This window comes from Nocardioides sp. ChNu-99 (assembly GCF_029493445.1).
Classification (GTDB): Bacteria; Actinomycetota; Actinomycetes; order Propionibacteriales; family Nocardioidaceae; genus Nocardioides.
This window is the reverse complement of sequence record NZ_JAHWBL010000001.1, coordinates 141,622-165,038: the sequence shown is the minus strand read 5'-3', so window position 1 is coordinate 165,038 and position 23,417 is coordinate 141,622. Positions and strand designations below refer to the sequence as shown.

General features: G+C 76.8%; 25 protein-coding genes. 13 read left to right on the top strand and 12 right to left on the bottom strand.

The genetic code is table 11. The annotated features are described in order from the left end of the window. The first annotated feature begins 70 nt into the window (after positions 1-70). Together KK617_RS00740 and codB are read left to right on the top strand one after the other, a co-directional pair. Positions 71-535 carry a nucleoside deaminase gene (locus KK617_RS00740; protein WP_277497473.1) on the top strand — a complete coding sequence of 155 codons (465 nt, stop codon included), beginning with the start codon at positions 71-73 and terminating at the stop codon, positions 533-535. Then, positions 532-1,905, top strand: a complete 1,374-nt coding sequence (codB, locus tag KK617_RS00735; RefSeq protein ID WP_277497472.1) for a cytosine permease — start codon at positions 532-534, stop codon at positions 1,903-1,905. The genes KK617_RS00740 and codB overlap by 4 nt, the downstream gene beginning before the upstream one ends. 67 nt (positions 1,906-1,972) lie before the next feature. Here codB and KK617_RS00730 read toward each other — a convergent pair whose 3' ends face one another. From KK617_RS00730 to KK617_RS00705, 6 genes are all read right to left on the bottom strand, one after another. Beyond that, positions 1,973-2,236 carry a hypothetical protein gene (locus KK617_RS00730; protein ID WP_277497471.1) on the bottom strand — a complete coding sequence of 88 codons (264 nt, stop codon included), beginning with the start codon at positions 2,234-2,236 and terminating at the stop codon, positions 1,973-1,975. Between the two features lie 99 nt (positions 2,237-2,335). Further along, positions 2,336-2,974: a LysE family translocator gene (locus KK617_RS00725; protein WP_277497470.1), complete on the bottom strand. Its 639-nt coding sequence runs from the start codon at positions 2,972-2,974 to the stop codon at positions 2,336-2,338. Positions 2,975-3,100: 126 nt separating this feature from the next. Further along, on the bottom strand, positions 3,101-4,726 hold the full coding sequence (locus KK617_RS00720) for a fibronectin type III domain-containing protein (protein WP_277497469.1): 1,626 nt from the start codon (positions 4,724-4,726) through the stop codon (positions 3,101-3,103). Positions 4,727-5,345: 619 nt separating this feature from the next. Next, entirely contained in the window at positions 5,346-5,804 is a 459-nt protein-coding gene (locus KK617_RS00715) for a pyridoxamine 5'-phosphate oxidase family protein (protein WP_277497468.1), read from the bottom strand. A 75-nt stretch (positions 5,805-5,879) separates the two neighbouring features. Then, positions 5,880-6,404 carry a MarR family winged helix-turn-helix transcriptional regulator gene (locus KK617_RS00710; protein WP_277497467.1) on the bottom strand — a complete coding sequence of 175 codons (525 nt, stop codon included), beginning with the start codon at positions 6,402-6,404 and terminating at the stop codon, positions 5,880-5,882. Positions 6,405-6,413: 9 nt separating this feature from the next. Then, positions 6,414-7,031: a TetR/AcrR family transcriptional regulator gene (locus tag KK617_RS00705; RefSeq protein WP_277497466.1), complete on the bottom strand. Its 618-nt coding sequence runs from the start codon at positions 7,029-7,031 to the stop codon at positions 6,414-6,416. A gap of 24 nt (positions 7,032-7,055) precedes the next feature. Between KK617_RS00705 and KK617_RS00700 the strand changes: the two genes are divergently transcribed. Further along, on the top strand, positions 7,056-8,243 hold the full coding sequence (locus KK617_RS00700; protein ID WP_277497465.1) for an MFS transporter: 1,188 nt from the start codon (positions 7,056-7,058) through the stop codon (positions 8,241-8,243). 19 nt (positions 8,244-8,262) lie between these two features. Here the strand turns inward: KK617_RS00700 and KK617_RS00695 are convergent, their stop codons facing one another. After that, complete coding sequence (locus KK617_RS00695) at positions 8,263-8,826, bottom strand: DUF5709 domain-containing protein (protein WP_277497464.1); 564 nt, start codon at positions 8,824-8,826, stop codon at positions 8,263-8,265. Between the two features lie 101 nt (positions 8,827-8,927). On the opposite strand from KK617_RS00695, the gene KK617_RS00690 reads away from it, so the two are divergent. Both KK617_RS00690 and KK617_RS00685 read left to right on the top strand, forming a co-directional pair. Beyond that, complete coding sequence (locus tag KK617_RS00690) at positions 8,928-9,617, top strand: class E sortase (protein ID WP_277497463.1); 690 nt, start codon at positions 8,928-8,930, stop codon at positions 9,615-9,617. Between the two features lie 121 nt (positions 9,618-9,738). Further along, entirely contained in the window at positions 9,739-11,298 is a 1,560-nt protein-coding gene (locus KK617_RS00685) for a hypothetical protein (RefSeq protein ID WP_277497462.1), read from the top strand. Positions 11,299-11,310: 12 nt separating this feature from the next. Here the strand turns inward: KK617_RS00685 and KK617_RS00680 are convergent, their stop codons facing one another. The 3 genes from KK617_RS00680 to KK617_RS00670 form a co-directional block, all read right to left on the bottom strand. Further along, on the bottom strand, positions 11,311-11,709 hold the full coding sequence (locus KK617_RS00680; RefSeq protein ID WP_277497461.1) for an alpha/beta hydrolase-fold protein: 399 nt from the start codon (positions 11,707-11,709) through the stop codon (positions 11,311-11,313). Between the two features lie 172 nt (positions 11,710-11,881). Next, positions 11,882-12,511, bottom strand: coding sequence for a uracil-DNA glycosylase (locus KK617_RS00675; RefSeq protein ID WP_277497460.1), 630 nt, complete (start codon positions 12,509-12,511; stop codon positions 11,882-11,884). A 55-nt stretch (positions 12,512-12,566) separates the two neighbouring features. Then, positions 12,567-13,811 carry an alpha-amylase family protein gene (locus KK617_RS00670; RefSeq protein WP_277497459.1) on the bottom strand — a complete coding sequence of 415 codons (1,245 nt, stop codon included), beginning with the start codon at positions 13,809-13,811 and terminating at the stop codon, positions 12,567-12,569. Positions 13,812-13,984: 173 nt separating this feature from the next. Here KK617_RS00670 and KK617_RS00665 point away from each other — a divergent pair, with 173 nt between their 5' ends. The 6 genes from KK617_RS00665 to KK617_RS00640 all read left to right on the top strand — a co-directional run bounded on the left by KK617_RS00665 (position 13,985) and on the right by KK617_RS00640 (position 19,892). Beyond that, on the top strand, positions 13,985-14,368 hold the full coding sequence (locus KK617_RS00665; protein ID WP_277497458.1) for a hypothetical protein: 384 nt from the start codon (positions 13,985-13,987) through the stop codon (positions 14,366-14,368). Between the two features lie 305 nt (positions 14,369-14,673). Next, entirely contained in the window at positions 14,674-15,735 is a 1,062-nt protein-coding gene (locus KK617_RS00660) for a glycosyltransferase family 4 protein (RefSeq protein WP_277497457.1), read from the top strand. Continuing rightward, complete coding sequence (locus KK617_RS00655; protein WP_277497456.1) at positions 15,732-16,775, top strand: glycosyltransferase; 1,044 nt, start codon at positions 15,732-15,734, stop codon at positions 16,773-16,775. The genes KK617_RS00660 and KK617_RS00655 overlap by 4 nt, the downstream gene beginning before the upstream one ends. Continuing rightward, complete coding sequence (locus tag KK617_RS00650; protein WP_277497455.1) at positions 16,772-17,575, top strand: galactosyltransferase-related protein; 804 nt, start codon at positions 16,772-16,774, stop codon at positions 17,573-17,575. The genes KK617_RS00655 and KK617_RS00650 overlap by 4 nt, the downstream gene beginning before the upstream one ends. Next, on the top strand, positions 17,572-18,597 hold the full coding sequence (locus tag KK617_RS00645; protein WP_277497454.1) for a hypothetical protein: 1,026 nt from the start codon (positions 17,572-17,574) through the stop codon (positions 18,595-18,597). Before KK617_RS00650 ends, KK617_RS00645 begins: the two co-directional genes overlap by 4 nt. Then, positions 18,594-19,892 (top strand): glycosyltransferase, encoded by a 1,299-nt coding sequence (locus KK617_RS00640; RefSeq protein ID WP_277497453.1) that lies wholly within the window; start codon positions 18,594-18,596, stop codon positions 19,890-19,892. Before KK617_RS00645 ends, KK617_RS00640 begins: the two co-directional genes overlap by 4 nt. On the opposite strand, the gene KK617_RS00635 is transcribed toward KK617_RS00640, so the two are convergent. After that, entirely contained in the window at positions 19,880-21,016 is a 1,137-nt protein-coding gene (locus tag KK617_RS00635; protein WP_277497452.1) for a glycosyltransferase family 1 protein, read from the bottom strand. The genes KK617_RS00640 and KK617_RS00635 overlap by 13 nt on opposite strands. A gap of 68 nt (positions 21,017-21,084) precedes the next feature. Here KK617_RS00635 and KK617_RS00630 point away from each other — a divergent pair, with 68 nt between their 5' ends. Continuing rightward, positions 21,085-22,044: a WcbI family polysaccharide biosynthesis putative acetyltransferase gene (locus KK617_RS00630; RefSeq protein ID WP_277497451.1), complete on the top strand. Its 960-nt coding sequence runs from the start codon at positions 21,085-21,087 to the stop codon at positions 22,042-22,044. 6 nt (positions 22,045-22,050) lie between these two features. On the opposite strand, the gene KK617_RS00625 is transcribed toward KK617_RS00630, so the two are convergent. Further along, positions 22,051-22,275, bottom strand: coding sequence for a hypothetical protein (locus KK617_RS00625; RefSeq protein WP_277497450.1), 225 nt, complete (start codon positions 22,273-22,275; stop codon positions 22,051-22,053). 151 nt (positions 22,276-22,426) lie between these two features. Here KK617_RS00625 and KK617_RS00620 point away from each other — a divergent pair, with 151 nt between their 5' ends. Then, on the top strand, positions 22,427-23,326 hold the full coding sequence (locus KK617_RS00620) for an ATP-binding cassette domain-containing protein (RefSeq protein ID WP_277497449.1): 900 nt from the start codon (positions 22,427-22,429) through the stop codon (positions 23,324-23,326). Positions 23,327-23,417: the final 91 nt, after the last annotated feature.

Here is a 23,417-nt window from a genome sequence, read left to right as displayed (position 1 = left end):
GGGCGTCGCGTGCCATCCCACCAGCATGTGACCCGTACCACAAGGGCGAGCCGCCCTACCCGACCGAGAGGTGAGCACCGTGCGAGACCAGGACCGACAGTTCCTCGACCAGGCCGTCGAGCAGGCCAGGATCGGCTGGGAGGAGGGCGGCGTCCCCATCGGGGCCGCCCTCGTGCACGGGGGCGAGCTGCTCGCCGTCGGCCGCAACCGCCGCGTGCAGCTGGGCAGCGCCATCCGCCACGGCGAGACCGACTGCCTGGAGAACGCGGGCCGGCTGCCGGCCCGCACCTACCGGGAGAGCACGCTCTACACGACCCTCTCGCCCTGCTACATGTGCGCCGGCACGATCGTGCTCTACGGCATCCCGCGCGTCGTCGTCGGCGAGAACGAGAGCTTCCAGGCGTCGGAGGAGTGGCTGCGCTCGCACGGCGTCGAGGTCGACGTCGTCGACGACGCCGAGTGTCGCGCCCTCATGGAGAAGATGATGGCCGAGCGGCCGGAGATCTGGGCCGAGGACATCGGGGAGGAGGCGTGAGCACCGAGGCGGTGCGCGCCGGCGGCCCGGCGGGGGCGGGCGGCCCCGGTGGCGGGCCCGGCGACGGGCCCCGCGGAGCCGAGGGCGCGGTCGTCGACCACGACTACCCGGTCACCCCGGTCCCGGCCCACGCCCGGAAGTCGCTGTTCTCGCTGGCCGTCGTGCTGCTGGGCTTCACGGTCTTCACGCCCACGATGCTGGCGGGCGCGGAGCTCGGCAACGCGTTCCCGCTGGCCGACCTGCTCTGGGTGATCCTGCTCGGCTCGCTCATCCTCGGCGCCTACGTGGCGGTGCTCGGCTGGATCGGCGCGCGCACGGGCCTGACGACGGTGGTGATGGCGCGCTACACGCTCGGCACCTCGGGCTCGCGCTTCGCCTCGCTGCTGCTGGGCGGCACGCAGATCGGCTGGTACGGCGTCATCATCGGAACGATCGGCGCCCTCACCGCCCAGGCGTTCGGGTGGGAGTCCTACGCCGCCGAGGCGGCCGTCATGATCGCGGCCAGCGTGCTGATGTGCGTCACGGCCTGCTACGGCTACCGCGGGATGTACTGGGTCTCGCTCATCTCGACCCCGCTCATCCTCGTGCTGGCCGTCTGGGTCGTGCACCGCTCGCTGCAGGAGGTCGGCGGCTGGTCCGGGCTCGCCGACGTCGACCCCGACGGCTCCATGACGCTGGCCGTCGCGGTGACGACCGTGGTCGGCACGTTCGTGTCCGCCGGCACGCAGACCCCGAACTGGACCCGCTTCGCCCGCCACGGGTGGCACGCCGTCCTCGCCTGCTGCATCGGCTTCCTCGTCGGCAACGGGCTGATGATCTTCTTCGGCGCCGTCGGCGCCATGACCTTCGGCGAGGGCGACTTCGTGCTGGTGCTCTACCAGCTGGGCCTCGTCGGCTGGGGCCTGTTCCTGCTCTTCGGCAACCTGTGGAAGTCGAACGCGGACACGGCGTACGCCTTCGGCGTCGCGGGCGCCGCCATGTTCGATAAGCCGAGCAAGATCCCGTTCGTCGTCGGCGGCTCGGTCATCGGCACGGTGCTGGCCCTCGCGGGCATGCACGAGCACCTCGTCGACTACCTGGTGCTGCTCGGCATCTTCGTGCCGCCGCTGGGCGGCGTCATCATCGGGGACTACCTCGCCCGCTGGCGCCGGGGCATGCCCGAGGGGGCGCGGCTGCCGTCGTACGACGTGCCCGTCCTCGCCTGCTACGTGGTCGCGAGCGCCCTGGCGTGGGGCTCGGACCACCTCGAGATCGGCATCCCGCCGCTCGTCGGCATCCTCGTGGCCGCCGCCCTCGCGTACGTCGTGGGTCGGGTCCGCCCCGGCACCGCGGTCGGCGCGGGGGAGACCTCGGTGACCTCGGCGCGCTGAGCCCGACCGGCACCACACGGCGACGGCCCCGCCCCCACGAGGGGACGGGGCCGTCGTGCCGTGCGGGTCAGATCCAGCGCGCGCCGATCTCGTCGTGCAGCTGCTGGGTCTTGCGGACCTTCAGCACCCCGTCCTCGACCCGGGCCTCGAGGCCGACCTCCGTGGCGATCGCGATGATCGCGTCCCGCTCCTCGGGGTGGTCGTCGGCGTCGCCGCCGTCCCACAGATCCAGCCACTGGTCGGTCGGGTCGTCGCTGCCCACGTCGGCCCACACCCGGCAGATCCGGTCGAGCTCGTCCTGCGTCATCGGGCGGGTGGGGGTGGCGTACATCGGCGGCTCTCCTGGGTCGTGGGGTAGGTCGTGGGCTGGATCCGGGTGGGGCGTGACCGCTCCGGACGTCCCCCGCCGCCGGGCGGGGCAAACCCCGGGTCAGGAGCGCCGGCCCACCGTGGCGAGCAGTCCGCCGAGGCCGATGAGGGCGACGCCCGAGACGCGGTCGACCACCAGCCGGGAGCGCCGCGCCCCGAGCGCCGAGCGCAGCCGCTGCACCCCGGCGACGAAGACGGCCCACCACACGAGGCCGAGCGCGACGTCGAGGGTGCCCAGCAGCAGCACCTGCGGGGCGACCGCGGACGACGTCGACAGGAACTGGGGCAGCACGGCGACGAAGAACAGCGCCGCCTTGGGGTTCAGGACGTTGGCGACGAACGACTGGCGCCACACGGCGAGCGAGGACGTGGCGGGGGTCGGGCCGCCGTCCGCCTGCGCCTCGGCGAGCCGGTGGCGGAAGGAGTCGCGCAGGGCGCGGGCGCCCAGGAAGACGAGGTACGCCGCGCCCACCAGCTTCAGCACGAGGAACGCCTCCGCGCTGGCCAGCAGCACGGCGGCCACGCCGACGGCCGCCGCGGTCATGTGCACCACCAGGCCCGACTGCACCCCGAGGGCGGCGACGAGCCCGGCCCGTCGCGAGGTGGCCGCGTGGCGCATCACCACGAACCAGTCCGGACCCGGCGTCACGTAGGCCACCGTGGCGACGAGGAGGAAGGCGCCGATCGTCCCGAGATCCATCACCCCACCCTCGCGCCGCCGACGGGAACGGACAAGGGGGGTACGACGAACGGGCGGGCGCCGCGGGTCGCGACGCCCGCCCGTCGGCGGAGCGGGTTCCGGGCCCTGACACCGGGCCCCGGGGCCTCAGCGCAGGGTGACGAGGCGGACCGGGGAGCCGGCCGAGTTACCGAGGCGGTTGGCGGCGTACACGCGGAAGTAGTGGTTCCCGCGGCCCAGGCCCCGGAAGGTCAGCTCGCGCGTGGAGGCCGGGACGGCGACGTAGGTGTTGCCGTGCTGCACGACGTACCCGGTCACGGGGAAGCCGCCGTCGGTGCGGGGCGGGGTCCAGCCGACGGTGACGTCGGCGCCGCGCACCCGGACGCCCGGGAGGGCCGGGGCGGCCGGCGGGCGGACGACGTTCGTGGTCACGACCGGGCTGCCGGCCGAGTTCCCCTTGCGGTTCGCGGCGTAGACGCGGAACGCGTGCGTGCCCGCAGCCTGGCCGCGCATCGTGACGCGCCCGAGGTCACCGGGGACGGTGAACCAGCGGGAGCCGCCGACGCCGGTCTGGTGCACGACGTACTCGGTCACGGGGCTGCCGCCGTCGGCCACGCGGCCCCAGGTCAGGGTGACGTCGCCGGTCGTCGTGGAGCGCACCACGGGCGTGGTCGGGGTCGCGGGGCGCGTCGCCGCCGGGCTGCCGTCGCAGACGGTGGTGCTGCCGACGTGGTACTCGAGGGAGTCACCGAAGTGGTCGTCCTCCTCGATCGAGAACTCCGACCAGTAGACCTCGATGCCCTCCTCGCCGACGCCGGAGAAGTCGAACGTGACCGGGGCGTCGCCCATCCACTCGTCGAACCAGTCGGGGTCGATCGGCTCGTAGTCGGTGATCTCGACGCCGTCGAGCGACATGGCGCCGTCGGCGTCGCGGTAGAAGACGTGCCCCAGCTGCAGGAAGCGGTCGTGCGGCGGCACGAAGGTCAGCTCGCAGCCGGCGACGCCGACCCGGGAGGTCTGCGTGCCCTCGCCGACGCCGCACTCGAACGTGTCGACGGAGTCGATCGCGGGCTCGCTGTCGTCGTCGGGGTGCTGGGCGAGGAACTCGACCGAGGTCCAGGCGCTGGTGACGGTGAACGCCCCGCCCGGCTGCAGGAGGACGGTCTCGAAGTAGTCCTCGTACTCCCACTCGCCGTCGACCTCGACGGTCTCACCGCTCCCGGCCTCGCGGGCCAGCTGGGTGTCGGAGGCCGCGAGACGCTCGCGCATCTGCTGCGGCACGGCGAGGGCGATGAGCAGGCCGCCCTCGGCGTAGGCCAGCTCGACCGGGTAGTCCCGCTCGTTGCGGATGTCGACGGCGCACCCGTCGCTCACCACCGTGAGCAGGTCGGTGCCCTGCTGGGTCGTGAAGTGGTCCGACGCGCGGCCGGTCCCGGAGTCGTACTCCTCCCACCCGTGCGGGGCCAGCGCGTAGCCGCGGGTCGGGGCCGCGGTGATGAGCAGCTGCCGATACCCCTGCTCGTCCGCCGCCGGCACGTCGACCTCGCCGGTGAGGGTGCGGCCACGCTCGTCGAGGTACCGCACGCCCTCCACGGTCGGGATGAGCAGGGTGTCGAAGTCGACGTACGACGGCCGCGGCGGCACGACCGCGGTGGCGGCCCCCGCGGCGGGCGCGATCGCGGTCGTCGCGGCCACGCCGGTGGCGAGCGTCGCGGTCAGCGAGACGGACAGGGCGGCGACGCGCGTCAGCGCGTGCCGAGGACGAGTGGTCACGAGTGGTCCCCCGGTGTCGGTGGTGCCGCGCCCCCCGGCGCGCGAGCGAAGTAAAGCGCCCCGCGGGCCCCGGTGTCGCGGCGACGACCGGTCCGGCCGCAGGCGGTCCAGACCAGGGGGCGGGATCCGCGCGTCGGGGGAACCGTCGGGCGCTCCCGCGGCGTCCGGGATGGTCGTCGGGTCCGCTGGCGCGGCTACCTCGACCACCGACTCCCGGTGGTCGAGGTGGGTCGGTCTGGCAACCCCTCGACACCCGACGACCACCGTCCCCGATGGTTGAGGTGGGTTGGTCTGGCAACCCCTCGAAACCAGACGACCACCGTCCCCGGTGGTTGAGGTGGGTTGCTCTGGCAACCCCTCGAAACCACGCGGTCATCGGCGGGTGGGGTGGTTTCGAGGGCCGCTGGCGCGGCCACCTCGACCACCGTCCCCGGTGGTTGAGGTGGGTTGCTCTGGCAACCCCTCGAAACCACAGGGCCATCGGCGGGCGGGGTGGTTTCGAGGGCCGCTGGCGCGGCCACCTCAACCACCGGTACGGGCCGCTGGCGCGGCCACCTCGACCACCGCTCTAGGCCGCTGGCGCGGCCACCTCGACCACCGGTACGGGCCGCCGTACCCCTCAGGCGTGGTGCACGTGCCGGCCGGTGACCTGGTGCGGCTGGATGCGCAGCGTCCACGACCTCGGACCGCCGGGCCACGGCACGAGTCGGTGCAACGCCTCGGCGGCCAGCAGCTGCTCGTCGTCGACGAGGCCGCTGGTGCCCCGCACCACGACGCTCCAGCCGTCGCGCGCGAGCTGCGCGTGGTGGTCGGCCTCGAAGACGACCTCGCCGTCGTGGTCGGCCAGGGCGGCCAGGGCGCTCTCGGGGGAGGTGCGCAGGAAGATCGCGCCCTCCACGACGCGGTAGTTGACCGGCAGCAGCACGATCCCGTCGGGGCCGAGGAACGCGACCCGTCCGACGGTCGTGGTCGCGAGGAGCTCGTAACACCGCTCGGTGCTCAGCTCCTGCGACGTGCCCTCCGCGGCGGACCTGTCGGTCGTGCCCGGGTCCGTGCTGCGCTGGTCCGTCGAGTCCATGCCTGCTCCTCCCGTCACGGGCGGCGGCGGACCGCCCTCGTCAGGCTAGCGCCGGGGGCGGTAGCGCCCGGCGGGTCAGCAGGGTCCGGGGTCGCTGCGGGTGCACGCCCGCGGGTCGGGGGCGATGCGGTCGAGCGCGCGGACCAGCTGCTGCAGGTCGAATCCGTCGACCTGCTCGATCAGGTGGTGCCGCACGCTCGCGAGGTGGGCCGGCCACGCCTGGCGCAGCCGCTCCAGCCCGGCGTCCGTCAGCACCGCGGTGGCGCCGCGCCCGTCGTCGGTGGCACGGCGCCGCTCCACCCAGCCCTCGCGCTCGAGCCGCTGCACGACCCGGGTCATCCCGCTCAGCGACAGGTTGGCCGCCAGGGCCAGGTCGCCCATGCGCAGCGTCCGACCGTCGGCCTCCGACAGGTGCATCAGGGTGAAGTAGTCGGTCAGCGCCAGCCCCTCCTCCCGCACGAGATCGGCGTCGAACGAGCGGGTGACGACCGCCGAGGCGCGCGCGAAGGCCCGCATGAAGGCCTCCTCGTCCGGCGAGAGCGGGACGGGGTGCTCCTCCGCGCGGTCGCCCGTGGGGTCGCCGGGATGGTCCGTGGTCACCAAGACAGGTTACTTGACTCTGCAATGATCCACGAGTGCCGCCGCGACGGCGCGTGCGTCGCGTCGTACCGACGGGGTCCCGCCCCCGTCGCCCCCGTCGCCCCCGTCGCCCTCGTGGGCCGTGTCGCGCAGCCGCATCGCGAGCTCCCCGGACACCACCAGCAGCAGGGCCTCTGCCAGCGCGTCGGCCCCCGCCTCGCCGACGACCGGTACGGCGAGCCGCCGCAGCGTCGCGCGCAGTGTGGTCGTGTCCCGCGCGACGGCGACGGCCAGTGGCGGGGGAGGGTCGACGTACTCCGCCGCGGTGCCGAGGAACGCGCACCAGCGCGCGGCGCCCGGCCGGGTGCGGAAGGTGTCGAGCGCGTCGAAGACCGCGAGCAGCCGGTCGGTGTCGGTCGTCGCGGCGGCGACGGCGGCCTCCCAGGTGGCGACCCACTCGTCGTGACGACGCTCCAGGGCCGCGGCGAGCAGGCCGTCCTTGCTGCCGTAGGCGCGGTAGAGGGTCGCGGGGGACACCCCGGCGAGCGCGAGCACCTCGTCGACGGGCGTGGCCGCGATGCCGCGGGTGAAGAGGAGGTGCTCGGCCGCGTCGAGGAGCTTCTTCTCGGTGCTCGCGCGGGTGGCCACGCCCTCCACCCTAGACTCGGGAGAATGAAACGCACGTTATCGTTTGTCGAGCCCCGTCCGATGGCCCTCGTCGTGACCGGGACGTGCCTCGTGGCGGCGACCTACGGTCTCGTGCGGCTGGCCTACGGGCTGTTCCTCCCCGACGTCGCGGCCTCGCTCGACCTCGACCCGCGGCTCGCCGGCTGGACCTCGTCGGCGGCGTCGCTGTCCTACTGCGTCGGCGCGCTCCTCGGGCTGGGGGCCGACCGGGCACCCCGGCTCGTCGTCGTCGGCGCGCTCGCGACGGGCGCGGTGGGCTCGGCCGGCATGGCGCTGGCCCCCGACCGCGCCTGGTTCGCGGCGCTGGCGGTCCTCGGGTCCGCCGGCGCCGGCCTCGCCTCGCCGGGGCTCGTCGGCCTCGTCGACCGGGTCGTCCCGGCCGAGGGCCGCGCGCGGGCCCAGGCGGTGGTCAACTCCGGCACCGGGCCGGGGCTCGTCGCGGCCGGCCTGCTCGCGCTGCTGCTCCTGCCGGACTGGCGCCTCGGCTTCGCCGTCAGCGCCGGGCTGACGCTGCTGGCCGGCGCGGGCGTGCTGCTCGCGGCCGGCCGCGGCGCGGCGTACGGGGTGGGGGCCGACCGGCCCGAGCGCCGTGGGCAGGCGGAGGGTCGGGGTCGAGCAGGACGGGGTCTCGTGGTCGCGCTGGCCGCCCCGGCGGCGGGCGCGCTCGGCCTGGGAGCGGCGTCGGCCGCGGTGTGGACCTACGGACGCACGCTGCTCGTCGACGAGGGCGCGGGGCCGACCGGCTCGACGGTGGGCTGGATCGCCGTCGGGGTCGGGGGCGCGGCCACCGTCCTCACCGCCGGCGTCCTCGGCGCCCTCCGGCCACAGGTCGCGTGGCGCGCGACGGTGCTGGCCGTCGCGCTCGTGCTGCTCGTGCTGGGGGTCGCCGCCGGGAGGCTGCCGCTCGCGGTGGCGGCCTGCGCCGTCTTCGGCTGGGGGTTCGTGGCGGCGACGTCCGCGCTCATCGCGTGGGCCGCCGAGGTGCGCCCGGAGCGGGCGGCGGCGGGCACCGCGCTGCTCTTCGTCACCCTCGTGCTCGGTCAGGCCGTCGGGTCGGCCGTGGTCGGCGAGATCGGCGCACGCACCGACCTCGCCGTCGGCTTCCGCGTGGCGGCCGGTACGGCGGCACTCGCCGCAGCGGCCGGGTTGCGCGGGCGCCGGGCCAGGGGTTGACCCGCGCCCGCGCGGCGGCTCACGCCGGGAGGTCGTCCTCGTCGACGACGTGGACCGCGGCCTCCTCGGCCCCGGCGGCGGCGCCGTCGATGCCGACGTCGCTCGCGACGAGGTCCTTCTCGGTGTCGGTGCGCACGCCCTCGTCGGGGGCCACGAGGCGCCCGGACCGGGGGTCGCCGACCTCGCGGGTCTCCGTGCCCTGCGCGGCCTGGTCCTCCGCCGTCGGCTCCTCGCTCACCAGCGTGGCCAGGTCGCCCGCCGCGTCGGCCCGCTCGGCCTCCTCGTACGGGTCCGGCTCGGGCTCCTCCTGCTCGAGGCGCTGGTCGAGCGACTCGCCCAGGCTCTCCTCGAGCGGGGTGTTGCCGTAGCGCTGGCCGGCCGACCACTTCTCGGGCGGCGAGTAGCCCTCGTCCAGCGGGTCGACGAGCCCGCGGTCGTCGTCGACCAGGCTGTCCCCCGTGCTCTGCGGCTGCGTCTCGTCGTCGACGCTGTAGCCGTGGTAGTTCTCGTCGTCGGTCGTGTCACCGGACACGTCGACGCCGGGGTCGGTGCCGATCTCGCTCGCCACGCCGTCCTGGCTCATGGTTCCTCCGTCTCGCTCGGGTCCGTGCCGGTACCCCGCGGGGGAGCGGGCAGCGGAGCGGGGCCGTGTGACGGACACCCCGAGGACGGAGGATCGCCGGCGTGAGCCCCTCGTCACCCGTGCCCGGCCGCGTGCCCGGCCGCGCGCCCGGTCGTCGCTGGTCCACCCGGGTGGGCCTCCTGCTGGTCGCGCTCGGGCTCGGCGTCCTCGCCCACCTGGCCTGGCAGCTGTGGGGGACGAACGTCGTCGCGGAGCGCCGCCACGACGAGGCGGTCACCGCTCTCGAGCGCGCCTGGGACGACGGCCGTGACTCCGCACGCGTCGACGCCGGGGAGGTCACGGCGGTCGTGCGCGTGCCGCGCTTCGGCGAGGAGTACGCCGTACCCGTGCTGGAGGGCACCAGCGACACCGCGCTGGCCTCGGGTCTCGGGCACTTCGCCGGCTCGGCGGCGCCCGGGGAGGTCGGGAACGTCGCCCTCGCCGGGCACCGGGTGACGCACGGCGAGCCGCTGCGCCGCATGGCCGAGCTGCAGGTGGGCGACCTCGTCGTCGTCGAGACCCGCGCCGCCACCCACACCTACCGGCTGACGACCGGCGGCGACGACCTCGAGGTGTCGTTCACCGACACCTGGGTCGTCGACCCGCGCCCCGTCGACCCGTCGGGGGACGGACCCCGGCCGGTCGCGGCGCCGGGCGCCCGGCTGCTCACGCTGACGACCTGCGCCGAACTGTTCCACACCGACCGGCGGCTCGTGGCGTTCGCCGAGCTCGTCGAGACCGTCGAGCGCTGAGGGCGCCCGGTGCCCCCGGCACCGTTCCCCACCCGGGTTCACCCCCGGCGCACAACCCGGTGCCTGTCGTCCCACCCCGCGCGGGTGAGGGTCCACCCCGAGGATGCCGAACAATGGCGAGATGGCTGGACGACGCTCGACCGACGGTGACGACCCGACTCCCATCCGGGGGGTGCGCCTGGGCGAGCAGGACGGGCGGCGCAGCTCGACGCGGTACGGCGCGGCCGTCGTCGCCGACTCGCTGCGCGGCACCGACCCCGCCCTCGCCGACGAGGTGGCCGCGGGCGGCGACTGGCGACGGGAGTACGCCGGGCACCTCGCCCGCTCCACGGCGCTCGCGGCGAGCGCCGACACTGCGGTGCGCATCGCCCGCGACGGGCTGGCCGCGGCGCACGCGCGGGCCGTCCTCGTCGACGACGCGGGCGTCGAGGCCCCACTCGACGCGTGGCGGCGGACGGCCGACGTCGCCGCGGCCCCGGCGCTCGGCACGACGACCGTCGAGGGGACGGGCGAGCGACTCGGGCGCGTCGAGGTGCCCTACCGCGGCGCGGTGCTGAGCGGCGCCGTCCTGCTGCGCCAGCTCGACACGTGGGTCGCCGACGGCGTCGTCGAGCCCGGGTTCGCAGCGGCGATCGCGCGGGTCGAGGCCCACCCGGAGTGGCTGCGGCTGCCCGACCACCAGGTCGTGCTGCTCGGGGCCGGCGCCGCGATGGGTCCGCTGCCGTCGCTGGTGCGGTGGGGCGCCGACGTGGTCGCCGTCGACGTGCCCACGCCCCGCGTGTGGGAACGCATCGCGGGCCTGGCGCGGGCGGGCGCCGGGCGGGTCACCGCGCCGGTCCGGGAGCCGGACGACGCGGGGGCCGCGGTCGTTCCCGGCGTCCACGTCGCCCAGGACCTCGCCGCCCTGCGCCGCTGGCTGGCCGAGCGCCACGCCGGCGGCCCGGCGCCGGTGCTCGGGACCCACCTGTACGCCGACGGCACGGCCCACGTCGAGCTGACGCTGGCCGCCGACGTGCTCGCCCAGGACGTCGCGACCACGACGGAGGGCGTGCTCGCCTACCTCAACACCCCCACCGACAGCTTCCTCGTGCCCGAGGAGGTCGTCGCCGCCGCCCGCGAGCGGGCCGGTGACCGGGCGTGGAACGGCCTCGTGCACCGCACCGCCCACCGGGCGAGCGGCGACCGGCTGTTCCGCCCGGGCTACGCCACGACGTACGCCGACGAGCAGGGCGGGCGCTGGGGCCTCGTCGACACCCTCGTCGACGTGCAGGGCCCGAACTACGCCCTGGCGAAGCGGATGCAGCGCTGGCGCGGCGTCGTCAACGTCGCCGACGGGCGGCCCACCTCGAGCACGGTCGCGCCCGCCTCGTGGACCCGCTCGGTGACGAAGAACCGCGTGCTCGCGTCCGTGTACGCCGGCGCGCACCGCTTCGGCGTCGAGATCTTCCAGCCCGAGACGGCCGCGGCGCTGATGGCGGCGAAGCTGGTCGCCGACGTCCACGACGGGCCGGACGGCTCCGCCCACCCCGAGGCGCTCTTCAGCAGCACCGCGGTGCACGGCGGCCTGTGGCGCCAGCCGTTCGAGCCGCGCTCCGCGCTGGGGGTGGCCGCGCTCGTCGGCGGGCCGGGGACGCTCGCGCGGGCGCTGCCGGTGCCCCGCCGTACCGGCGCGCGGGGCTGACGCCCCGCCGGGTCAGAGGTGGGCGCCGAGGAACGCCAGCTGGGCGGGCGCCGTGCGGCGCCAGTAGCCGACGTCGTGGTCGCCCCGCTCGAACGCACCGGCCGGGCGCTGCGCGAAGCCGTCGACGTAGTCCTCGGTCGCCGCGCAGAAGGGGTCGCCCAGCCCGCAGTCCACGCGCGTCGGGATGTCGGCGAGCCGGGACTGGCGGCCCATCACGGTGACGGCCTCGAGGTCGGCCTCGTCGTCGAACGCCCCGGGGGCGGTGTCGCGGTGGTCGTGCCACAGCGCGGGGCTCATGACCGCGACGGCCCGCACCCGCTCCGGGCCCAGGAGCCCCGCGAGGTGCAGCGCCCCGAAGCCGCCCATCGACCACCCGCACTCCCGGCCCCGCCGCGCCCGGGAGACGAGCACCCCGCTGTCCACCGGGCCCCGGCGGCCTCCAGCACGGTGCCGTCGGCGCCGTCGAGGCCCGGGTGGCGGTAGAGCGTCGCGCGACCGGGCAGCACGCCCTCCACGACGCCGACCCCTCCGGCGGCCGCCGCCAGGGCCCCGGCTCCGGCGCCGAGCAGCACGCCGCGGCGCGTCACGCCCCGCACGCCGGGCCCGCCTCGAGGTGGAGTCGCGCCTGGCGCAGCGCGTTGGTCAGACGGGTTCGGGCCTCCGCGCGGTGGTAGCCGTTGCGGGGCGAGGGGTGCGGTACGGCGAGCACCGGCAGGAGGCGGGGCAGGGGGCCCGGGCCGGCGTTTTCCTCGGTGCCGAGGGTGAGGTGGCGCATGACGCCGGTGAGGGCCGGCGTACCGACCGTGACGACGACGGCGAGGTCCGGGCAGGCAGCGAGGACGGCGCGCAGCGCCGGGCGGGCGGCGTCGAGGTCGGCGGTGGTCGGGGCACGGCGGCGCCCGTCGGCGTCGTGCAGGGGCCACGGCACGACGTTCCAGCGCAGGTAGTGCGAGCGCTCCAGGCCGGCCTCGACGCGGGCGGCCCGCAGCACGGCGCTCGTCGGGTCGGTGTTGTCCTCCGAGCTGAAGCCCAGGTCGCCCGCGGCCACGGTGCGCGGCCCGGGGGACTCCATCAGCACCAGGACCCTGGCAGCCGTGCCGGCACCGGCGGGGTCGAACCAGGGGACGAAGCGGCCGTCCGAGCGCCACCCGCGGGCGAGCGCGTTGAGGGCGGCCACGTGCGGGGCGTCGACCCGGCGCAGCTTGTCCTCCACCCGCGCATCCTCACACCCCCGGGCGGACGGGCCGCGGTGGCGCCCCGGTCGGTCCCTAGCGCGCCGAGCGCCAGAGCACGGAGCCGTCCGGGGCGCGCACGAGGGCGGCCGGCGCGCCCTCGAGGTCGATCTCGACGTCGAGGTGGTCGTCGGCGGAGGTGCGCGACGTGGCCCGGTAGGCGTACCGCGTGTTGTCGAGCCGCAGCGACCGGGTGGTCGCGTCCACGAGCCAGGGGTGCCGCCGGCGCAGCGCGACCAGCGCCTGGTGCGCCCGGAACACGGGCTCGCCGAGCGGGCTCAGGTCGGCCGGCGAGGCGGGGAACGCCGGCCGCACGGCGTCGTCGCCGCCCAGGCGCTCTTCCTTCGTGCCCGTGAAGCCGTGCTCGTCCCCGGCGTACACCGACGGGATGCCACCGACGGTCATCAGCACCGCGAGCGCCACGACCGCGCCCTCGGCGCCCAAGGTGGTCGCGATGCGGGTGACGTCGTGGTTACCCACGAAGGTCTGCGGCACGAAGGAGCGCAGGAACTCCGCGTGCCGCCCCAGCGCGTGGTCCAGCTCGTGGAGGTTGCGGTCGAGGATGCTCGACCAGATCGCCTTCCACAGCTCGTACTGCGTCACCGAGTCGACGCCCGACGCGGCGACGAAGGCCGGGTAGTCGCCGTGGATGACCTCGCCCAGGAACCACGCCTCGGGGTGCTCGGCACGCACCCGGGGCAGCACCGCGGCCCAGAAGGCGGGGTCGACCGAGTACGCCGCGTCGAGCCGCCACCCGTCGACGCCCCGGCGCAGCCAGTGGCCCATCACGTCCACGACGAGGTCCGCCGTCGCCGGGTCGGAGTGGTCGAGGCGCACCAGGGCGTCGTGGCCCTCGAACACCCGCGGGCGGGGACCGCCGGGTGCGCCGCGGTCGAGGTCGACGACGCGGGCCGCGTCGCCGTCCGGGTCGGCCAGGGCCTGCGCGACCAGCGGGTGCTCCCGCCCGACGTGGCTGAAGACCCCGTCGAGCAGCACGCGGATGCCGCGGCGCCGGCACTCCGCGAGCAGCAGGTCGAGGTCGGCGTCGTCACCGAGGCGCGGGTCGACGCGGAAGTGGTCGACCGTGTCGTAGCCGTGGGTCTCGGACGCGAACACCGGGCCCAGCAGCAGCCCCGAGGCGCCGAGCTCGATGACGTGGTCGAGCCACGGCAGCAGGGTCCGCAGGCGCGGGCCGGGCGACGGGTCCGGCTCCCGGATCGGCGCGCCGCTGAAGCCGAGGGGATAGACGTGCCACCAGATCACGTGCCGCTGCCAGTCCATCGGTGACGCCTTCCCTCGGTGGGCCCTCGGTGGGCACGGACCCGCCGAGTCTGTCCGTGCGGGCCAAGCGGGCTCGCTACCCTCGCGGCTGTGTCGACCCCGCTCAGCCCGGCCACCGTCAAGGTGGTGCCCGACGGCCCCCACCCACCCCGGGTGGGCGGGCGATGAGGGTGATGGGCGCGGACCGGGTGGAGCCCCCGGTCGACGGTCCCGCCGTACCCCGGCCCGGCCGGGCCCTGTGCTGGGACGCCACGGTCGAGGTCGTCGAGCCCGCGGGGGTACGGCGGCGCCCGGGCGTCGTGGTCGTCCACCACGACGACACGGGCCGGCTGCGGATCCACCGGCTCGCCGCGGACGCCGAGGCGTGGGGCCGTCCGGGTGACCGTTACTCCCTCGTGCTCGTCTCCCGGGTGGGGGACCTGCAGGAGGCGCGCGACGTCGCGGCACCGCACGGGTGGGAGCGTGTGGGCACCGAGCTGCCCGGGCCTGCCGGGGAACCGGTGGTCCCCGCCCCCGGGGCCTTCCTCGTCGAGCTCTACGCCCACGCACCCGCCTGACGGGGCCCGCGTGACCGGCACCACGCGCGGCCGCCGGAACACCCGCCGGGGGCGCCTCGTTGTGCAGGTCGCGTCGGTCCGAGTTCATGCCCCCGGGCCTCACCCCTTGCCGCTACGAGCGGCCTTTCGCCGAGAGGCGGCTGACGGGCCGGCGAGCACGACCACGCGGCCACCCGCCGGGTAAGCCCCGGTCGGTGGCCGCGTGCGTGAGGGCCGTGCACGAGGCCCCCACCCGCGCCCGTGAGGCCCCCCTTCGCACCGTTGACTACTGTCGGCCCCATGTCGTCCACGTGCCTTGAACGCCGGTGAGGGTCTGCGTCGTCGCGTCCAGCCGTTTCCCGCTCGCCGAGCCGTTCGCGGGGGGCCTGGAGGCCCACAGCCACCACCTCGTGACCGAGCTGCGCCGTCGCGGGCACGAGGTGACGGTGTTCGCTGCCCCGGGCTCCGACGAGTCGCTCGGTGCCCAGCACCTCGACGTGCAGCCCTTCGCGTCCACGCCGACCGCGCGTGCCGACGTCGCGGCGCCGCCGGAGTGGTGGATGCAGGAGCACCACGCCTACCTCAGCCTCATGCTCGACCTGCGCGACCGGGGCGTGGACGTCATCCACAACAACAGCCTCCACCACCTGCCCGTCGCCCTCTCGCGCATCGTGGACGCCCCCGTCGTCACGACGCTGCACACCCCGCCGCTGCCGTGGCTCGAGTCCGCCGTGCGCCTCGCCTCGGACGACTGCCGCTTCATCTCGGTGAGCGCCGCGATGGCGGCGAGCTGGTCGCCCTGCGTCAGCTCGACCGTCGTGCCCAACGGCATCGACCCCGCCCGCTGGACGCCCGGCCCCGGCGGCGACCGCGCGGTCTGGGCGGGCCGGCTCGTGCCGGAGAAGGCACCCCACCTCGCGATCGCCGCGGCCCGCCGGGCGGGCATGGGCCTCGACCTCGTCGGCCCGCTCGGTGACCACTCCTACGTCGCCGAGCACGTGCTGCCGCAGCTCGACGACCAGGTGCGCCACCTGGGACACCTGGGCCAGCAGCAGCTGAACGAGGTGCTCGGCCGTGCCGCGGTCGCCGTCGTGACCCCCGCCTGGGACGAGCCGTTCGGCCTGGTCGCCGTCGAGGCCATGGCCTCCGGCACCCCCGTGGCGGCGTTCGCGCGGGGCGCCCTGCCGGAGATCGTCGACGCCTCCTCGGGCCGCCTCGCCGTGCCGGACGACGTCGCCGGCCTCGCCGCGGCCATGCGCGAGGCCGCGGGCCTCGACCGGCACGCGGTGCGCGAGCGCGTGGAGCAGGCGTTCTCGCTGCGGGCCATGGTCGACTCCTACGAGAGCGTCTACCGCGACGTGGTGGCCTCCGCGTCGAGGGCGGCGTGACCGCTGCCCGGCCGCGCGTCGGCTGGTACGTCCACCACCACGGCCACGGGCACCTGCACCGGGCCCTCGCGGTCGGCGCCGAGCTCGGCCGCCGCGGGGCCGAGGTCACCGTGCTCAGCAGCCTGGCGCCCGACGCCGCGCACGCCGGCCCGTGGGTGCGGCTGCCCCGCGACGACGGCGGCGACCCCGCGGCCCTGACGGACCCGACCGCGAACGGCCGGCTGCACTGGGCGCCCCTGCGCCACGACGGCCTGCGGGAGCGCACCCACCTCGTCTCCGCGTGGATCGCCGAGCACCGGCCCGACGTGGTCGTCTGCGACGTCTCCCAGGAGGTCGCCCTGCTCTGCCGCCTCCACGGCGTGCCCGTCGTGTCGCTCGTGCAGCCGGGTGACCGGGGCGACGGCCCGCACCGCCTCGGGCTGGGGCTCGCCACCGCGCTCGTCGCGTGCTGGCCGCCGGCGGCCGGGGACCTCGTGACCGGCCTGCCCGCGACCGAGGTACGCCGCGTGGTCGCCGTCGGCGGCCTCTCCCGCTTCCCGGTGGCCGCGGCGCTGCCGGCCGCGGAGCGCACGGACGAGGTCGTCGTGTTCGGCGGCTCCGGCGGCACGGCCTGGACGCCCGCGCAGCTCGACGCCCTCGCGGCGCGCGCGGGGCGTCCCGTGCAGGTGCTCGGCACCGGGTCGTGGGAGGAGCGCCCGTTCGACCGGCTGCGCAGCGCCGCCGTCGTCGTCGTGCAGGCGGGGCAGAACGCGTTGGCCGAGGTGGCGGCGGCCCGGGTGCCCGCGGTCGTCGTACCGGCCGACCGGCCCCACGACGAGCAGCGCACGACGGCCCGGGCGCTGGCGCGCGGGGACTGGCCCGTGCGCGTGCTCGACGACCTCGAGCACGACGACTGGCCCACGCTGCTCACCGAGGTCGCGAGCCTCGACGGCGCGCGCTGGGCGGGCTGGTGCGACGGGGGAGCGCCCGTGCGGTTCGCCGACGTCGTCCTCGACGTGGCCGCCGGCGCGCGGCACCCCGGCGACGGGCTGGTCGCGTGAGCCGCACCGCGGTGCTGACGGTGGCGCACGGGCGCCACGAGCACCTCGCCGCCCAGGAGGCCTCGCTCGCGACGAGCACCCGCCCCGCGGACGTGCGCGTCGTCGCCGCCCTCGGCGACCCCGCGATCGAGGGCCCGCACGTGCTCCACGTCGACGCCGACCCCGCCGCCCTTCCCGTGGCGGCCGGCCGCAACCGCGCCGCCGAGGCCGCGATCGCCGCGGGCGCCGAGGTGCTGGTCTTCCTCGACGTCGACTGCCTCGTCGCGCCGGGCACGGTGGGCGCGTACGAGCGGGCGGTCGCCGCCCGGCCCGACGCGTTGTGGTCGGGCCCCGTGACCTACCTCCCGGCCGAGGCCCGCCCGTACCGCCTCGACGCCCTCGCCGACCTGGACGACCCCCACCCGGCCCGGCCGGCGCCCGCCCCCGGCGAGCGCGTGCCCGAGCCGCGCTGGGAGCTGTTCTGGTCGCTGTCGTTCGCGCTCCACGCCGACGCCTGGCGGGCCACGGGCGGCTTCGACGAGGCCTACGCCGGCTACGGCGCCGAGGACACCGACTTCGGCCAGCGCGCCGCCCGCGCGGGGCTCGAGCTGTGGTGGGACGGCAGCGCCCGCGCCTACCACCAGCACCACCCCGTCTCCCGGCCGCCGGTCGAGCACGCGGCGGCGATCGTGCGCAACGGGCGCGTCTTCCACGAGCGCTGGGGGTGGTGGCCGATGAGCGGCTGGCTCGAGGAGATGGCCGCGCTCGGCGTCGTGCGCCGCGACGGCGACGGCTGGGCGCTCGCGGAGGCGGCCCGGTGATCGTGCCGACCCCCCGTGCGCCCACCCACCTCGTGCTGGGCCCGCCCGGCCACGGGGTGACCCGCTACGCCCGCGACGTCGCCCGCTGGGTCGGCGCGCGGGTGGTGACCGACGCCGCGCAGCTGGACGCGGGCGAGCGGGTGCACCTGCACTTCACCGACCGGGTGGTCGCCCCCGACCTGGACGGCGCGGCCCGGGAGGTCGAGGCGCTCGCCGCGCGGGTGCGGCTGACGGTGACGCTGCACGACGTACCCCAGCCGACCGACGGGCGCGCCTTCGAGCGGCGGGCCGAGTGCTACCGCCGCGTCGTGGCGGCGGTCGACGGCTGGGCCACGAACTCCCGCCACGAGCGGGCCTCGGTCGAGCGCTGGTGCGCCCCGCCCACGGCGGGCGCCGTCGTGCCGCTGCCCGTCGTGCCGCTGCCCGGCGAGGCGGTCGCCGCCCCCGGGCCCGCCACCGGGCAGGTCGCGGAGGCCGCGCGCGGGGGCGAGGTGGCCGTGTTCGGCTTCGTCTACCCCGGCAAGGGCCACGCCGAGGTGCTCGAGGCGGTCGCGGCCCTGCGTGCCGCGGGCCGGGAGGCCGCGGCCGCGTTCCTGGGCGCCCCGGCCCCGGGCCACGCGGACGACCTCGACGCGCTGGTACGACGTGCCGCGACGCTCGGGGTGCCGCTGCGGGTGACCGGCTCGGTGCCCGACGCCGACCTGGCCACCGCCCTGCGCGGGGTGGCCGTGGCCGTGGTCGGGCACCGCAACGTCTCGGCGTCCGCCAGCCTCGCGTCGTGGCTGGCGGCGGGCCGCCGTCCGCTGGTCCGCGACGGGGTCTACGCCCGGGAGACGGCGCAGCTGCGTCCCGGGACCGTCGTCAGCTACACCGACGACGACCTCGTCGCGGTGCTCGCCGTCGCCCTCGACGACCCGGCCTCGACCTGGCTGCCCGACGGCGCGGACCTGCGCCCGGGGCCTGACGAGGTGGGTGCGGCCTACCGGTCGTGGTGGGCCCGGCTGTCGGCGGAGGCGGCGTGACCCAGCCGCCACCGGTGCCCGCGCCGCCGCCGTGGGGGACCACCGTGCCCGGCAACGCGTGGGACACGGTCCCCGCCGCCGAGCACCGCCCCGTGACGGTCGTCGTCACCCACTTCGAGCAGCCGGTCGAGCTCGCCCGCACCCTGGCGGCGCTGGCGCGCCAGACCCTCGCCGCGCACCAGGTGGTCGTCGCCGACGACGGCTCGGCGACCGCGCCCGTCGTGCCGCCCGGCGTCGAGCTGGTGCGGCAGGAGGACCGCGGGTTCCGTGCCGCCGCCGCCCGCAACCTCGGCGCCGCCCGCGCGACAGGCGACGTGCTCGTCTTCCTCGACGCCGACACCAGCCCCGAGCCCGACTTCCTGGCCCGGCTCACCCGGCTGCCGTCGGCGCTGCCCGAGGTGCTCACCGTGGGCCGCCGCCGCCACGCCGACCTGGCCGGGCTGCCGGTCGACGCGCCGCTGCCCGCGGCCGCCGACGGACGCGAGCTGGCCGAGCCCGCCTGGCTGCGCGACGCCTACCGCCGCAGCGACGACCTGCGGGCCGCCGACGCGACGAGCTTCCGGTTCGTCATCTCCGCGGTGCTCGCCTGCTCCCGCTGGTGGTTCGAGCAGGTGGGCGGCTTCGACGAGACGTTCGGCGGCTACGGGGGCGAGGACTGGGAGCTGGCCCACCGCTCGTGGCTCGCGGGCGGGCTGGTCGCGCACGTGCCGGAGGCCGTGGCGTGGCACGACGGGCCCGACGCCGGCGTGGCCCCCCGTGCCGTCGACGACGGGCTGGCCGAGGCCGTCGCGGTGGCCGACCGGGTCGCCGTACCGGGGGTCGCGTGGCGCGGCCTGCTGCGCGGACCCGTCGACGTCGTCGCGAGCGTGCCCGCGGACCTCGGGGGTACGGCGCTGCTCGCCACCGTGGACGGCCTGCTGGCCGCCCTCCCCACCGTGCGCGTCACCGTCACGCCCGACCAGCACCGGCTGCTCGGGGACGACCCGCGCGTGGTGGGTCGCGACGCCGGGGCGGCGCTGCTCGACCGCGCCCGCCTCCACCTCGAGCTGCGCGGCGGGCTGCGGGGCGACGCGGCGGCGTACCGGGAGCTGCTGGCGCCGCTCGCCGGCCCGTCGGGGACCGGCACGTTCGTGCTGGGCGACGGCCTCGTCGCGGTCCACGACCTGCGCCTGCACCGGCGCGCCGCCCGGTGGGGCCGCCCCGACCTGGCACCCACCGCCGTCCTCGACGTGCCGGGGCTCGACGCGGTGCCCGCCGACGGCGAGCTCCGCGCGTACCTGGGTCAGTGGTGGTGAGCCGCCGCGGCCAGCGCCTGCGCGTAGACCGCGTCGTGGGCGTCGGCGACGACCGCGCGCTGCGCGCGCCGCTCCGCGACGCTGACGGGCGGTCGGCTGCCGCGCTCGTGGGCCGCGCGCAGGGCCGCGGTGAGCGAGCCGGCGTCGATGCCGTCGTCGTCGAGGTCGAAGAGGTCGACCGGGCCCTGGTCGCGGTAGAAGCCGCCGCGCGGCGCCACCACGTCGGTGCCGAGGTCGCGGCAGGCCTCGAGCCAGCCCGAGTGCGTGCCGAAGCGGTAGGGGAGCACCGAGACGTCGAGCGCCGCGAGGTGCGCCCACAGGTCGTCGTCGGGGAGGTAGTCGTGGACGAGCACCTCCACGTGGTCGCGTCGCCCCGCCTCGTCGAGCAGGCGGACGACGTCGGGGTCGTGGCGCGGCGCGTCCGGCCGCAGGGCCGCGGCGTGCACCGCGACCTGGAGGGTCGACCCGGGCAGGGCCGCGACGGCGTCCACGAGGGCGGGCAGCACGTCGCGGGCGGCGACGTTGGCCCGCAGGCTCTTGAGGTCGACGCCCACCCGCATCGGTGCACCGGGCGACCGCGGGGCGCGGCGGGCCTGCCACTGCTCCATCGCGTCGAGCGGTACGACGTGGGGGTGCGGCACGACGGTCGGCCGGCGGCCCCAGCGGCGCTCGACCGCGTCGGCCGCGCCGTCGGTGAGGGTGACGAGCGCGTCGGCGGCGGGCACGAGGACGTCGAGCTGGGCCTCGTGGGCACCTGCGTCGGGCAGGTGGGGGTTGCGCAGGTCGTGGACGGTGAGCACGAGGGCGCGACCCCGGGCGTGCAGCGTGGCGACGACCTCGGCGAGCTGCTCCGGGGTGCGACCCTCGAACCCGAAGTGCACGTGGAGGAGGTCGAGACCGGTGGTGTCCGCGACCTCGGCGACGTACGCCGCCTCGAGCAGCCGCGGCGGCCACCAGTGGCCGGTCGGCACGCCGTCGGCGTCGAGGCCCGGCGGGTCCGGCAGGCGCAACGGGCCCGCGCGGTCGAGCGGCGCGACGTGGTGCACGTAGGCGTGGTCGGCGGGCACGGAGCCGACGACCACCCGGGCGCCGTGGTCGGTCTGCTGCTCGTCGGGGGGCGTCACCCGGTGGAGCGTAGGGGACGGCCCCACGCCTGCCGCCGGGTGGCGGCGGACGCGGCGGGGGTGGTCGCGTGACGCGCGGCGAGGCCGAGCGGCAGCACTTCGGCGCGTTCCACGGGCTGCGGGACGCCGACCCCGCCGACCCGTCGGGACCGGTCACGACGCCGCCCGCAGCGGACGCCCCGCTCGTGGTCGTCGTCGGCAACTGCCAGGCCGAGTCGCTGCGGCTCCTGCTGGCCTCCGACGACGTGCGCACCGTGCGGCTGCCCGCGATCCACGAGCTCGGCGCCGACGACGTGCCGCTCCTGCGCGCGCTCCTGGCCCGCACCGACCTGTTCGTCTCCCAGCCGGTGGGCGCGGGCTACCGCGGCCTGCCGCTCGGCACCGAGGAGCTCGCGGCGCACCTGCCGCCGAGCGCGCGCACCGTCCTCGTGCCGCCGATCCGCTACCACGGCCTGCACCCCTGGCACGTCGTCGCGCACCCGCCGGGCCTCGCGGACCCGGACCCGCCGCGGGCGGCGTATCACGACCTCCGCACGCTCGCCGCGGCCCTGGGGGCCGGGGCCGCGGCGTACGACGTGGTGCCCGATCCCGCCGCGCTGCGGGAGCTGGCCGCCGCCTCGGTGACCGAGCTCGAGCGCCGGCAGCGGCTGCACGGCACGGTGGCGGTCGCGGACCTGTTCGCCCGTCCGGTGCGCGAGGCGATGCGCACCGTCAACCACCCGGGCAACGTCGTGCTCGCGCCCGTGGCCGCCCGGGTGCGGGAGGCCGCCGGCCTGGCGTCGCGGCCGCCCGGTGTCACCCGTCCCCTGCTGGCCGGGGTGCACGCCCCGCTCGAGGCGCCGGTGCTCGCGGCGCTCGACCTGCCGGGCGAGCCGGAGCCGGACTGGCGCATCGGGGGCCTCGCGGTGCCCGCGGCGGAGGTGGCCGCCGCGCACCGCGCCTTCTACGCGGCGCGGCCGGACGTCGTGGAGGTGCTGGTGCGGCGCTACGCCCCGACCATGCGCCTGCTCGGGCTGCCGGGGGTCTGAGCCGCCTCAGGCGTGCTCGGCCGGCGCGTCGGCGCCGGTGAAGACCGTGTCGGGCCCCAGGTAGGGCCACGAGGCGGCGCACGGGAACTCGCCCTCGGCGTCGCGCACCACGCCCTCGGCCGCGACGTGGGCCTGCAGCGAGTCGTGCTCGCAGCAGTCGCACTCGTGCAGCCCACCGTGTCCCCGTCCGCGCACGCAGCGGTGCGACCCCCAGAACACCCGGCACTCCATCGCGCGAAGGTAGGCGGCGAGGGTCTCGCTGCGACGCGCGTTTCGCACAGATTTCCTCGTGCATCGCCTCAACGCGCCGCGGTGTCACCTCAAGGTGGCCTCATGGCGGCGGCGTCCGTCCCGCCCCGCGGCGGCCCACGGCGTCCGGTGGGTGACCCGCCGACCGGTCGCGGCGCCGTACGCGGGATCCTGGGTACGCACCCCGCACCGACCCACCGAGGAGCCCGTCATCGCCGCGCCCGACGCCGACCGCCCGACCGTCCTGCAGCTCGAGGACGTGACCCTGCGGCGGGGGGCGAAGGAGATCCTGCGCGGCATCGACCTCGAGGTGCGGGCCGGCGAGCACTGGGCCGTGCTGGGGCCGAACGGGGCCGGCAAGAGCACCGTGCTCAGCCTCTGCGGCGCGAACCAGCACCCGACGTCGGGCACCGTCCGCGTGCTCGGCCACCAGCTCGGCCGCATCGACGTGCAGTCGCTGCGCCGCCTCATCGGCCACGTGAACCCGCGGCACACGCTGCACTCGCCGCTGACGGTGGAGCAGGTGGTGCTGACCGGGCTGACGGGTACGGCGGACCTCCCCCGCCGCTGGGAGCCCGCCGCCGACGAGCTGGCGCTGACCCACGAGCTGCTCGCCCAGGTGGGCATGGGCGCGAAGACCCAGGAGCGGTGGCCGACGCTGTCGCAGGGGGAGCGGGGCCGGGTGCTGATCGCCCGGGCGCTCGTCGGGCGCCCCCGCCTGCTGCTGCTCGACGAGCCGACGACCGGCCTCGACCTGGCGGCCCGCGAGCAGCTGCTGTCGGCGATCGACGACGTGGTGACGCAGCGTCCCGACACCGCGACGGTGCTCGTCACGCACCACCTCGAGGAGCTGCCGCGCTCGACCAGCCACGCCGCGCTCGTGCGCGACGGCCGGCTCACCGCCGCCGGCCCCATCGACGAGGCGCTGACGAGCGCCTGGGTGAGCGAGGCCTTCGACCACCCCATCGAGGTGCACCGCACCGCCGGCCGTTGGCACGCGAGCGCCGGCGACCTCGGCGCACGCGTGGGCTGAGGCTGGGCGCCGGCAGGGTGCGTGGATTCAGTCCGCGGCGGGGCCGGCGACTGAACCTGCGCACTCGACCCGGGCCCCCGCCGTACTCCCT

Excerpts from the sequence above, each read along its gene's own strand:
- KK617_RS00730 (WP_277497471.1), bottom strand. The coding sequence starts at position 2,236 with ATGTACGCCACCCCCACCCGCCCGATGACGCAGGACGAGCTCGACCGG.
- KK617_RS00725 (WP_277497470.1), bottom strand. The coding sequence starts at position 2,974 with ATGGATCTCGGGACGATCGGCGCCTTCCTCCTCGTCGCCACGGTGGCC.
- KK617_RS00715 (WP_277497468.1), bottom strand. The coding sequence starts at position 5,804 with ATGGACTCGACGGACCAGCGCAGCACGGACCCGGGCACGACCGACAGG.
- KK617_RS00700 (WP_277497465.1), top strand. The coding sequence starts at position 7,056 with ATGAAACGCACGTTATCGTTTGTCGAGCCCCGTCCGATGGCCCTCGTC.
- KK617_RS00695 (WP_277497464.1), bottom strand. The coding sequence starts at position 8,826 with ATGAGCCAGGACGGCGTGGCGAGCGAGATCGGCACCGACCCCGGCGTC.
- KK617_RS00685 (WP_277497462.1), top strand. The coding sequence starts at position 9,739 with ATGGCTGGACGACGCTCGACCGACGGTGACGACCCGACTCCCATCCGG.
- KK617_RS00670 (WP_277497459.1), bottom strand. The coding sequence starts at position 13,811 with ATGGACTGGCAGCGGCACGTGATCTGGTGGCACGTCTATCCCCTCGGC.
- KK617_RS00665 (WP_277497458.1), top strand. The coding sequence starts at position 13,985 with ATGGGCGCGGACCGGGTGGAGCCCCCGGTCGACGGTCCCGCCGTACCC.
- KK617_RS00625 (WP_277497450.1), bottom strand. The coding sequence starts at position 22,275 with ATGGAGTGCCGGGTGTTCTGGGGGTCGCACCGCTGCGTGCGCGGACGG.